This is a genomic window from Kitasatospora sp. NPDC056273 (genome assembly GCF_042268845.1).
Classification (GTDB): Bacteria; Actinomycetota; Actinomycetes; order Streptomycetales; family Streptomycetaceae; genus Kitasatospora.
On the sequence record NZ_JBHJSJ010000021.1, the window covers coordinates 1 to 11,151 of the forward strand.

8 protein-coding genes and 1 riboswitch are annotated in these 11,151 nt (G+C 75.6%); of the genes, 3 read left to right on the forward strand and 5 right to left on the reverse strand.

The window, feature by feature from the left end:
• Positions 1-164: 164 nt before the first annotated feature.
• Both ACFCY1_RS20130 and ACFCY1_RS20135 read left to right on the forward strand, forming a co-directional pair.
• Positions 165-1,145, forward strand: coding sequence for an NADP-dependent oxidoreductase (locus tag ACFCY1_RS20130; protein WP_375875431.1), 981 nt, complete (start codon positions 165-167; stop codon positions 1,143-1,145).
• A gap of 94 nt (positions 1,146-1,239) precedes the next feature.
• The gene (locus tag ACFCY1_RS20135; protein ID WP_375875432.1) at positions 1,240-2,493 is read left to right on the forward strand and encodes a threonine/serine exporter family protein; all 1,254 of its coding nucleotides are present in this window, start codon (positions 1,240-1,242) and stop codon (positions 2,491-2,493) included.
• Between the two features lie 183 nt (positions 2,494-2,676).
• Here the strand turns inward: ACFCY1_RS20135 and ACFCY1_RS20140 are convergent, their stop codons facing one another.
• Positions 2,677-3,390, reverse strand: a complete 714-nt coding sequence (locus ACFCY1_RS20140; protein WP_049657219.1) for an IclR family transcriptional regulator — start codon at positions 3,388-3,390, stop codon at positions 2,677-2,679.
• Positions 3,391-3,592: 202 nt separating this feature from the next.
• Positions 3,593-3,734, reverse strand: a riboswitch (SAM riboswitch).
• Between the two features lie 85 nt (positions 3,735-3,819).
• On the reverse strand, positions 3,820-5,025 hold the full coding sequence (locus tag ACFCY1_RS20145; RefSeq protein ID WP_375875433.1) for a hypothetical protein: 1,206 nt from the start codon (positions 5,023-5,025) through the stop codon (positions 3,820-3,822).
• A 258-nt stretch (positions 5,026-5,283) separates the two neighbouring features.
• On the opposite strand from ACFCY1_RS20145, the gene ACFCY1_RS20150 reads away from it, so the two are divergent.
• Positions 5,284-8,508 carry a BTAD domain-containing putative transcriptional regulator gene (locus ACFCY1_RS20150; RefSeq protein WP_375875434.1) on the forward strand — a complete coding sequence of 1,075 codons (3,225 nt, stop codon included), beginning with the start codon at positions 5,284-5,286 and terminating at the stop codon, positions 8,506-8,508.
• Positions 8,509-8,585: 77 nt separating this feature from the next.
• Here the strand turns inward: ACFCY1_RS20150 and ACFCY1_RS20155 are convergent, their stop codons facing one another.
• From ACFCY1_RS20155 to ACFCY1_RS20165, 3 genes are all read right to left on the reverse strand, one after another.
• Positions 8,586-8,810: a hypothetical protein gene (locus ACFCY1_RS20155; protein ID WP_117486792.1), complete on the reverse strand. Its 225-nt coding sequence runs from the start codon at positions 8,808-8,810 to the stop codon at positions 8,586-8,588.
• A 157-nt stretch (positions 8,811-8,967) separates the two neighbouring features.
• Positions 8,968-9,780, reverse strand: a complete 813-nt coding sequence (gene ddaH, locus ACFCY1_RS20160; RefSeq protein WP_375875435.1) for a dimethylargininase — start codon at positions 9,778-9,780, stop codon at positions 8,968-8,970.
• A 74-nt stretch (positions 9,781-9,854) separates the two neighbouring features.
• Entirely contained in the window at positions 9,855-11,150 is a 1,296-nt protein-coding gene (locus tag ACFCY1_RS20165; protein ID WP_049650866.1) for an MFS transporter, read from the reverse strand.
• Position 11,151 lies beyond the last annotated feature (1 nt).

An 11,151-nucleotide genomic window follows, 5' to 3' on the forward strand; every position in this document is an offset into this window, starting at 1 on the left:
CCACGACGAACCGGGACCTGCTACCGGGCACTCCGGTGTCTACCCGGACGGGACTTCCACCCGCGAGCCTGGACCAGCTTTCAGGACGCACCATGGCACGATCCTATCGGTCTTTGGCAATCTTGCCATTTCGCTGGCCAGGGGCGCGGCCGCAGGCTGGATCCATGACCACGAACTCCATGAGCACGAACACGATGAGCACGAACACGATGCGGGCCATCACCCAGACCGCCCTCGGCACCCCGGACGTCCTCCACGAGGCCGAGGTCGAGCGGCCCGTGCCCGGCGTCGGCCAGGTCCTCGTCGCCGTCCACGCCGCCGGGGTCAACCCCACCGACTGGAAGCACCGCAGCCGCGGCTACTTCCTCGGGCAGCCGCCGTTCACGCTCGGCTGGGACGTCTCCGGCACCGTCGAGGCGGTCGGCGTCGGCGTCTCGCTCTTCACCCCGGGCGACGAGGTGTTCGGCATGCTGCCCTACCCGTACGGCGCCGGCGCGCACGCCGAGTACGTCGTCGGCCCCGCCCGGGCCTTCGTGCCCAAGCCCGCCGTACTGAGCCACGTCGAGGCCGGGGCGCTTCCGCTGGTGGCGCTCACCGCCTGGCAGGCGCTCGTCGACACGGCGGGGCTGCGGCCGGGGCAGCGGGTCCTGGTGCACGCGGCGGGCGGCGGCGTCGGGCACGTCGCCGTGCAGATCGCCAAGGCGCGCGGCGCGTACGTCATCGGCACGGCGTCCGCCGCCAAGCACGACTTCGTCCGGGGCCTGGGCGCGGACGAGGTCATCGACTACCGGACGGCCGACTTCGTGGCGGAGGCCCGCGACATCGACGTGGTCCTCGACCCGCTCGGCGGCGACGACCGGCTGCGCTCCCTGGAGACCCTCCGGCCCGGCGGCGTCCTGGTGTCGATCCTGCCCCAGGGGATCGACGAGGTGGCCGAGCGCGCCGCCGAGCTGGGCGTGACGGCGAAGGCCCTGCTGGTCGAGCACGACCGGGCGGGCATGGCCGCGATCGCCGCCCTCGTCGAAGCCGGGCAGCTGCGCCCGCACGTCTCCGCCACCTACCCGCTCGCGGAGGCCGCGAAGGCCCACGCCGAGGGCGAGACCGGCCGGGTCACGGGCAAGCTGGTCCTCACCGTCCGCCCGTAGCGGTCACCCGGACCCCGGGGGCAGCAGGCGCTCGGGAAGCGAACAGACCGGGGCAGATTCAGACCGAATCGGGCAGGGTGGGACGATACCTGCCATGCCTAGCAAGTCTCCATCGGTCCGGGACGCCGACGCCCCGCCCGACCCGCTCTGCCGTCTCCTGCTCGACCTGGGCGAAGCCCTGCTGGGCGGCGGCCTGCCCGTCCATGAGGTCGAGGACGAACTCCGTGGACTGGGGCGGGCGTTGGGCGCCCCGGAGGTCCAGGTCGCCGCGCTGACCAACGGGCTGTTCGTGGCCCTGCACCCGGACGGCGCCACCAGGTTCCAGCCGCTCGGCGGCACCCTGCGGTTCGAGCAGACGGCCGACGTCCTCCACCTGGTGCACCGGCTGCGGGCGGGCGAACTCGACGGGCCCCGGGCGCGCGCCGAGCTGGACCGGATCCGGCGGGCGCCCGCCCGCTGGCCCGCGTGGGTGGCGGACTTCGGGGCGCTGCCGGTCGGGGTCGGGGTCTGCATCTTCCTGCAGCCGGTGGTGGCGAACGTGCTGGCCGCCGGGCTCGGCTCGCTGATCGTGGTGGGCCTGACCGTGCTCGCCCGGCGGCGGCCGCACCTGCGGCCGCTGCTGCCCGTCACGGCCGGCTTCCTCGTCGCGCTGCTGGTCCTGGCGCTCGCGCGGGCCTCGCTGCTGGACGGGCCGCTGCGGACGATCGTGGCCACCCTGGCGATCCTGCTGCCGGGCGGGCTGCTGGTCACCGGGCTGTCCGAGATCGCCGCCGGCGCGGCCAACGCGGGCACCGCCCGGCTGGTCTCCGGCGCCGTGCAGCTGACGCTGTTCCTCGCCGGGGTGGCCGCGGCCGCGACCGCGATCGGCATGCCGTCCACCGCGCTGGCCAACGTGCAGGTGGCCAAGCCGAGCTGGTGGGTGATCGCGCTGGGGCTGGCGATCGCGGTGGCCGGGGTGGTGGTCAACGTCCACACCCCGCCCTCGGCCATCCCGTGGATCGTCGCGGTGATCGCGGTGAGCGTCACCGCCCAGGTGGCGGTGGGGTCGGTGCACGGCGCGGCGATCGGCGGCCTGGCCGGGGCCGTAGCCGCCGCGGTCGCGGCCACCCTGGTGCACTGGCTGCCGGGCGGTCCGCTCTGGCAGGTGCTCTACCTCCCGGCGTTCTGGATCGTCGTGCCGGGCTCCTTCGGTCTGCTGAACACCGCGCAGATCGAGGTCGGCAACGGGGCGCAGTCGCTGCTGGCGGCCGTCTCGGCGGTCTTCGGGGTGTCGATCGGCACACTGATCGGCGCGGTGATCAGCCGGATCCCCCGTCCCAGCCTCACCGGCCTGCCGCACCGGGCCTGAGCCGGTCGGAACCAGGCCCGAGCCGGGCCCGAGCCAAGCCGGACCCGGGACCGGTACGGGCCGGAACCGGGCCCCGGGGCGCGCGGAGGTGCGCCCCGGAGCCCGGAGTCTCGGAACCCGAGGTTCGGAACCCATGACCAGGGAACCCCGGAACCTCGGAATCCGAGAGCCTCGGAACCCCCGTCAGGGCTGGCGCAGGGCCTCGGTGAGCCGGTGGGCCGCCTCGACGACGGCCTGGGAGAGCTGGGCACCGGGGTGGCGGCTGAGCCGTTCGATCGGCCCGGAGACCGTGACGGCGGCCACCACCCGGTTGGACTGGCCGCGGACGGGCGCGGCCACGGAGGCGACCCCGACCTCGCGCTCGCCGACGGACTGGGCCCAGCCGCGGCGCCGCACGCCGCTCAGCGCGGTGGCGGTGAAGCGGGCCCCTTGCAGGCCGCGGTGGAGGCGCTCGGGCTCCTCCCAGGCGAGCAGGATCTGGGCGGCGGAGCCGACCTTCATGGGGAGGGTGACCCCCACCGGAACGGTGTCGCGCAGGCCGGTGAGCCGCTCGGCGGCGGCCACGCAGATCCGGACCTCGCCCTGCCGCCGGTAGAGCTGGGCGCTCTCGCCGGTGGCGTCCCGCAGCTGGGCGAGGACCGAGCCGGCCGCGGCCAGCAGCCGGTCCTCGCCGGCGGCCGCCGAGAGCTCGCCGAGGCGGGGGCCGAGCATGAACCGGCCCTGGACGTCCCGGCTGACCAGGCGGTGGTGTTCGAGTGCGACGGCCAGCCGGTGGGCGGTGGGCCGCGCCATGCCGGTGGCGGCGACGAGGCCGCCCAGGGTGGCGGGCCCGGCCTCCAGGGTGCCGAGGATCGAGGTGACCTTGTCGAGCACGCCGACGCCGCTCGTGTTCTCCATGGGATGGGTACTCCAGTCTCAAGGCCCGGGAGCAGCGGGTCCGCGCTGCTCACGGCGGCTCCTGGCGGGGAGCCGGGGGGTGTGGTCAGCGAGGACAGGCCGGAGAAGTCGGCCGATTGCCTGCGCCGGGCACGAGACGGGTACGCGAAAGGACCGGGGCGGGAAGCGCCCGGGCGAAGGACAGCACAGAGAGCACCGTGTCTCCTCATCTTTCCCGCGCCACAGTGGCGACAGGCCGGAGTTGGCACTGCCCCCGCCAACACGGCGCGTACTTCGGACGCCGGGTCGAACGGGGAGTTGCCGGGGCTTCGTAGGGCCGGTCCCTCCACCCCTCTGGATGATTCGCCAGGAACGATACAAGACATCCGGGGCGGGTCGGCAAGTCCCCCCGCCCTCGACCCGCCCTCGACCACGCCCCGCGGGGCCGGCTCAGCGGTGGCGCGGCCCCGACAGGCCGGTGCACGGGGCCCCGTCCGGGCTGCCGGGGAGGGTCGCGTCCCAGGCGTGCAGGGCGGCGAGGGCGGCGGTGCGCTCGCGGTCCGTGGGCCGGGTGCCCTCGGGGCCGAGCAGGTAGTCGGCGACCGGGGTGAGCAGCAGGGTGGCGTCGCCGGCCGGGAGCAGCAGCGCCTCGTCCCACTGGTGCCGGATGACGGTGCGGCGCAGCAGCGTGCCGTGGCGCGGCGAGGTGCCGTGGCACGGCGGGGTGCCGGCAGAGGTCCGGCGGCGGAGTTCGGGGGCGACCTCGGCCTCCAGGACGGTGCGGACGTCCCGCAGGGCGCCGAGCGGCACGTGCTCGGCGGCGAGGTCGAGGAGGGCGGCGGCCTCCGGGGCGAGCCGGTAGGCGGCGACCACCGCGGCGGTCTCGACGGGCTCGAAGGGCTGCCCGGCGAGCCGGGCCACGTCGATCACGTCGCCCGCGAGGAAGGTGCGCCCGAGCCCTTCCTCGGCGAGGGCGATCAGGCATTCGACGTGGTCGTCGGCGGCCAGGTAGGGGCGGACCGGGACGGTGGCGAGGTCGCCGGGGAGCGCGGCGGTCGCGACCCGCACCTGGTACCACGGGTCGAGCAGCGGGTCCCCGGCCGGCCAGCGCAGGGTGACGGCGGTGTGCCGGGGGCGCTCGCCGAGCAGGGTGACCTCCACGGACTCCACCGGGTGGTCGGTGACCAGCCGGTTGACGGCCTGCCAGAGCGAGGCCTCGGTGGGGCTGACGAGGCTGAGCTCGGCCAGCGGCCGGGGCAGGTCGGGCGGGTAGTAGCCGGCCAGCGGCAGGTCGCGGATGGGGCGGACCCCGGTGGCGTCGGCGAGGTCGCGGGCGACCCGGGCGTAACACTCGACCCGGTCGCGGGCGCGCCGCAGCTCGTCCCGGGCGTGCGCGCCCATCCGGACGTCCTCCCGGGCGAGCGCGGCGAGCACCAGGTACGGGAGGTGGCGCTCGCCCCGGGCGCGGTGGAGCAGTTCGACGGGTCCGCAGGCCGGGTCGACGTCGAGCAGGCGGTGGAGCAGGTCGGTGTCCAGGCCGCCGTGCCGGTCCGTGACCCGGTCGGTGCTCGACGCCGTACTCGGTTCCGTGTTCCGGTCCGCGTTCGGATCCGCTTTCCGGCCGGTACTCAGGTCGCTGTTCCGGTCCGTGTTCATGGGCGTCCGCCTCCGAGAGCCGTGGGGGTCGCCGGTCGGCGGCCGGGCGACCGGGGACGTGGCGGGTCCGGCGGTGAGGGGCCGGGCCGACTGCGGGCGCCACATCACCGATTGTGGCGACGGCCGATCAACACCGGATCACCACCGGGTCGACGATCTCTCGACATCCCGCCAGGTCCCGTGGGTTGATAGGGACTCACCAATTCGGGGGTGGCACGTGCGGGCGGGGGCGAGCACATGAAGCGGGCAGGTGCAGGCATGGATGATTTCCGGTTCTCGGTGCTGGGCTTGATGCGGGCGCAGCGCGGCGCGACCGTACTGAAGGTGGGCAGCCCCCAGCAGCAGGCGATGCTGGCGGTGCTGCTGCTCCGGCCCGGCCACGGCGCGAGCGCCACCGACCTGATCGACGCCCTGTGGGGCGAGGAGCCGCCGGGCACCGCGATGACGACGGTGCGCACCTACGCCTGGCGGTGGCGCAAGGTCCTGCACGGCGAGGCGCCGGACGCGCCGACCGTGCTGACCTCGGTCGGGGACGGCTACCGGCTGGTGCTGCCCAAGCACGCGGTGGACGCGGCGCAGGCGGAGGAGCTGGCGGCGCAGGCCGAGCGCACGGCGGCCGCCGGGGAGCCGCAGCAGGCGCGCGACCTGCTGAACCAGGCCCTGGAGCTGTGGCAGGGCGAGCCGCTGGCCGGCATCCCCGGGCCGTTCGCGCAGCGGCAGCGCCAGCGGCTCCAGGAGCTGCGGCTGACCCTGCTGGAGGAGCGGATCGCCCTGGACCTGGCGCTGGGGCGCTACTCCCGATGCATCCCGGAACTGACCTCGCTGACCACCGAGCACCCGCTGCACGAGCGGGCGTACGGGCTGCTGATGCGGGCGCTGTACCAGGCCGGGCGGCAGGCGGACGCGCTGGCCGTGTTCCGGGGCGCGCGTCAGCTGTTCCTGGCCGAACTGGGGGTGGCGCCCGGGGCGGAGCTGGACCTGCTGCACCAGCGGATCCTGGAGGGGGACCCGTCGCTCGCCGCCCCGGCACCCTCCGTCGCGCTCGTCCCCGTCGCGCTCGTCCCGGGCCCGGCCGCCGCCGGTCCGGCGGAGCCGGCCGCGCCCGGGGCCGAGGCACCGGACCCGCCCACCGGACCGGCGGCGCCGAACGCCCCCGCCACCGCACCGGCCGGGAACACCGCCCCGGCCGGGAGCAGCTCACCGACCCCCAGACCGGCCCAACTGCCGCCCGACGCTGCCGACTTCACCGGCCGATCGGTCCTGGTCGAACGGCTGGGCAAGGCTCTCGGCGGGGCGCACGGAGGGGCGCCCGACAGAAACCCCGGCGCACCGGGCCAGCAGGCGCTGGTGATCGCGACCGTGGTCGGCATGGGCGGAGTCGGCAAGACCGCGCTGGCCCTGCACGTCGCCCACCGGGTGCGCGAGGCCTACCCGGACGGGCAGCTCTACGTCGACCTGCGGGGCGCCGACGCCACCCCGGCCGATCCGGAGGCGGTGCTCAGCGGCTTCCTGGTGGCGCTCGGCGTGCCGGCCGACGCGGTGCCGGAGGGGCTGGACGCCCGCTCGGCGCTGTTCCGCTCGGCGGTGGACGGCCGGCGGCTGCTGCTGGTGCTCGACAACGTCCACGACACCGCGCAGATCAGACCGTTGCTACCGGGTGCGGTCGGCTGCGCCGTGCTCACCACCAGCCGGACCCGGCTGTCCGGCCTGCCCGCGACCGTCCAGGCCGACCTCGGCGTCTTCGAACCCGAGGAGGCGCTCGAACTGCTGGGCCGCACCATCGGCGCCGAGCGGCTGGCCGCCGAGGCGCAGGCCGCCCGGGAGCTGCTGCTCGTCTGCGGCCACCTCCCGCTCGCGGTCCGGATCGTGGCGGCCCGGCTGGCGGCCCGGCCGAGCTGGACGGTGCAGACGCTGGGCCGCCGGCTGGCGGTCGAGCGGCGGCGGATCGACGAGCTGCGGATCGGCGACCTGGAGGTGGCGGCGGCCTTCGAGCTGAGCTACCGCCAGTTGACGCCCGCCCAGGCCCGGGCGTTCCGGCTGGCCGCCTCGGTGGACGGGCCGGACCTCGGGCTGCAGGCCGCGGCCGCCCTGCTGGACCTGGACGAGTACGACGCCGAGGACCTGCTGGAGGCCCTGGTGGACGTGGCGATGATGGAGTCGCCCTTCCCCGGCCGCTACCGCTTCCACGACCTGCTGCGCGCGTTCGCCCGGCGCCGTCCGGACGATCCCGGCGCGGCCGTGGCGGCCCGCGACCGGATGCTGGACCACCTGCTGGCCACCGCGTGCTCGGCCTTCCAGCACGCCGTCCCCGGGGATCCGGCGGCCGGCGCGCTCGGGCCGGCCCGTAGCGCGGGCGTCCCGCTGGACGGGCCGGACGGGGCGCGGGCCTGGGCCGAGGCGGAGGGTTCCGGGGCGATCGCGCTGGCCGCGCAGGTGGCGGGCTGGAGCGTCGCGGACGACACCGACGGCCCGACCGGCGGGCCTTCCGACGGCCCGGCACCGGACCCCTCCGACGGACCGACCACGGACCCGCTGCGCGCCGCGATCGACCTGCTGATCGCGCTCACGCCGTTCGTCCTCGCCCCGCCCAGCCGCCAGCTGGCCACCACCGCGGAGGCCCTGGCCGCCGCCGCGGTCCACCGCGCCGACCACCGGGCAGCTGGTCGGGCGCACTTCCTGCGCGGCAACGTCGCCCTGGCCGCCACCCGGCTGGAGGAGGCGGAGGAGGCCTCCCGGCTGGCGGTGGCCGCCTCCCGCGCGGCGGGCGACACGGTGATCCTGCGCCAGGCGCTGAACGACCTCGGCCTGGTCTGCCAGTTCCTCAGCCGCTACGACGAGGCCGTCGGGCACTACGACGAGGCGCTGCTGCTGGCCCGCGAACTCGGCCACCGCTCCGGGGCGCTGGTGACGACGGTGAACGCGGCGCTGGCCCGGGTGCGCAGCGGGCGGGCCGCCGAGGCGGTGCCGATCTGCCACGAGGCGCTGGCCGAGCTGCGGACCCGGAACGACGATCCGGGCCGGGCGTACACGCTGTACGTGCTGGGGCTGGCGCTGCACGGGCTGGGGCGGCACGAGGAGGCGGTCACCTGGTTCGGCGAGTGCCTGGCGGTGGCCTCGGCGTCCGGTCTGCGGGCCCGGGCCGGGCACGCCCGCTACCGGATGGCGGACAGTCTGCGCTCGCTCGGCCGGACGGAGGAGGCGCTGGAGCACGCCGGGCAGGCGCTGGAGCTGTGCGAGGAGCTGGGTGCCGAGCGGGACCAGGGCCACGCGCTGCTGGTGCTGGGCCGGACGCTGGCCGACCTCGGGCGGGAGGCCGAGGCGTACGGACGGCTGCGGGAGGCGCACCGGATCTTCGTCCGGCTGGGGCTGCCGGAGGCGGCGGAGGTGGCGGGGCTGCTGCCCCGGGCCGAGGGTCCGGATCCGTCGACCCCGTCGGGCCGGGCGGTCCGGCGGGCCGCCGACCGGCTCTCCTCGGGCTGCTGAGGAATCGATCCTGCTGGCGGTTCCGGTGCGTTCAGGAACTGGTGCGCAGGAACCGGTGTGCTCAGGAGCCGGTGCGTTCAGGAGCCGGTGCTGTTCCAGTCGCCGTTGCCGCCGGTCGGGGTGGGGGTCGGGGTGGGCGTCGGCGTCGCGCCGCCGCCGCTCACCACCGTCGCCACCCCGGCGTCGGCCGCCGCCCCGGCGACCGTCACCGAGAGGCCGGCGCCCAGGGCGACGGTCACCCCGAGGCCGACCGTGAACAGCCGGAGGCGGGTGCGGATGGTGGTGGCCGGACGCTGCGTCATCTCTGGTACTCCTCGGCTCGCTTCCCTGCTGGGAAGGGGTTCCGTCGTGGTGTGGCACCAGTCTGGCCGGGAGCGTTCAACGGTCGATCTACAGTCGAGCACCGGTGATCACCAATGATCACCGGTGCTCCGTGGGCCGCCCGCTCAGGCCGCCCGCTCAGGCCGCCGCGCGGATCTCCAGGGTGCAGCACTTCACGCTGCCGCCGCCCTTGAGCAGCTCGCTGAGGTCCATCCCGATCGGCCGGAAGCCGCGCTCGCGCAGTCGCGAGGCCAGTCCCACGGCCGCCTCCGGCAGCACCACGTGCAGGCCGTCGCTGATCGCGTTGAGGCCGAACACCTCCGCGTCGGCCCGGTCCGCCAGCAGCGCGTCCGGGAACAGCCGCCGCAGCACGGCACGGCTGCCGGCCGAGAAGGCCTCCGGGTTGTACATGATCTCGTCGCCGTCCAGCACGGCGAGCGCGGTGTCCAGGTGGTAGAAGCGCGGGTCGACCAGCTCCAGGCCGACCACCGGGCGGCCGAAGAACTCCTGCGCCTCCGCGTGTCCGTCGGCCACGCTGCGGAAGCCCCGCCCGGCCAGCACGTAGCTCGCGGTCGTCAGCAGGTCCCCCTCGCCCTCGTTGACGTACTCCGGGTCGCGGGTCTCGAAGCCCCGGGCGCGGAACCACTCCAGGTAGGCCGGGCCCTCCGCGGCCCGCTCGGTGTTGCGGAAGCGCGCCCCGAGCACCCTGCCGTCCACCACGGTGGCGCCGTTGGCCGCGTAGACCATGTCGGGCAGGCCGGGCAGCGGGTCGATCAGGTCGACCCGGTGGCCGAGCTCGCCGTACAGGGCGTGCAGCCGCTCCCACTGGGCGACGGCCAGGTCGGTGTCCACCGGCTTCGCCGGGTCCATCCAGGGGTTGATCGCGTAGGTGACGTCGAAGTGGGTCGGACGGCACATCAGGTAGTGGCGCGGGCGGGCGGTGCGGGCCATCGGAAGCTCCTCGGAAGTCGGGTACGGGCGGCAGGGGCGGTACGGGCGGTGCGAGCGATACGGGCGGGGGCCGGTCAGGCCGTGGGGGCCGGCGGCCGGGTCGGGAAGTCGCGCAGGCCGCGCAGCGGGCTGGCCAGCAGCACCGCGCCCGCCGACAGCAGCACGCCCGCCATCAGCCAGATCGTGCTGCGGGCGCCGATCGCCTCGCCGAGGTAGCCGCCGAGCAGGGCGCCCACCGGGATCGCGCTGTAGTTGAGGGTCGCGGAGCTGGCCCGGATCCGGCCGATCATCGCGGGCGGGCAGTAGCCCTGGGAGAAGCTGCCGGCGAGGACGTTGCCCGCCACCACCCCGCAGACCGCGACCGCCCAGGCGAGCGCGCTGACCACCAGCGGCAGCCGGTCGCCCGCCAGCGGCAGCAGCAGGATGAAGGGCGCGACCACCAGTTCGCAGACCAGCAGCCCACGCGCGCTGCCCAGCTTGCGGGCGACCCGTCCGGCCAGCATCGCGCCGGCCAGTCCGCCGACGCTCACCAGCGCGAACACCCCGCCCACCGCGCCCGGTTCGAGCCCCACACTGCGCACCAGGAAGACCGTCTGCACCGCCTGGATGCCGTTCAGCCCCAGGTTGCCGACCGCCGCGAAGCAGGCGAACGTCCGCAGGTACGGGTCGCGCAGCAGGAACCGGACGCCCTCGCCGATCTCGCGCGGGATGCCGCGCCGCTCGGACACCGGCGGGGGGCGCTCCTCCGTCCTGATCCGCCGCAGGAACACCGCCGACACCAGGTAGGTGAGCGAGTCCGCGAACATCCCGCTGGCGGCGCCGAACGCCTGGGAGAGCAGACCGGCCGCGCCAGGGCCGGCGATCTCGGCCGCCGAGGCGCCGGAGCGCAGCTTGACGTTGGCCTCCAGCAGGTCGGCCTTGCCGACCAGGGTGGGCAGCACCGCGCCGTAGGCGGTGGAGAAGAACACCTTCACCGCCCCGGTCAGCAGGGCCACCACCACCAGGTGGGCCAGCGACAGCACCCCCAGCCAACTGGCCACCGGCACGCTGCCGAAAAGGAGGAGCAGCAGCAGGTCGCAGACCAGCATCACCCGCAGCCGGGGCCAGCGGTCCACCCAGGCGCCGGCCAGCAGGCCGAGGAACAGCCAGGGCAGCCAGGCGGCCGCGTTGATCACGCCCACCGCGAGGGGGCTGGCGCCCAGGGTGACCACGGCCACCAGGGACAGCGCCACGCTCCCGACGGCCGTACCGAAGTTGCTGGTGGTCTCACCGATCCAGAGCCGGCGGAAGTCCCCGTGGGCCCACAGGCCCCACCTGCTGCGCGGCCGGTCCGGCGGTGCCGGTGACTCGATCGGGACGGTGGTGGTCATC

Excerpts from the sequence above, each read along its gene's own strand:
- ACFCY1_RS20130 (WP_375875431.1), top strand. The coding sequence starts at position 165 with ATGACCACGAACTCCATGAGCACGAACACGATGAGCACGAACACGATG.
- ACFCY1_RS20135 (WP_375875432.1), top strand. The coding sequence starts at position 1,240 with ATGCCTAGCAAGTCTCCATCGGTCCGGGACGCCGACGCCCCGCCCGAC.
- ACFCY1_RS20140 (WP_049657219.1), bottom strand. The coding sequence starts at position 3,390 with ATGGAGAACACGAGCGGCGTCGGCGTGCTCGACAAGGTCACCTCGATC.
- ACFCY1_RS20145 (WP_375875433.1), bottom strand. The coding sequence starts at position 5,025 with ATGAACACGGACCGGAACAGCGACCTGAGTACCGGCCGGAAAGCGGAT.
- ACFCY1_RS20150 (WP_375875434.1), top strand. The coding sequence starts at position 5,284 with ATGGATGATTTCCGGTTCTCGGTGCTGGGCTTGATGCGGGCGCAGCGC.
- ACFCY1_RS20155 (WP_117486792.1), bottom strand. The coding sequence starts at position 8,810 with ATGACGCAGCGTCCGGCCACCACCATCCGCACCCGCCTCCGGCTGTTC.
- ddaH (WP_375875435.1), bottom strand. The coding sequence starts at position 9,780 with ATGGCCCGCACCGCCCGCCCGCGCCACTACCTGATGTGCCGTCCGACC.
- ACFCY1_RS20165 (WP_049650866.1), bottom strand. The coding sequence starts at position 11,150 with ATGACCACCACCGTCCCGATCGAGTCACCGGCACCGCCGGACCGGCCG.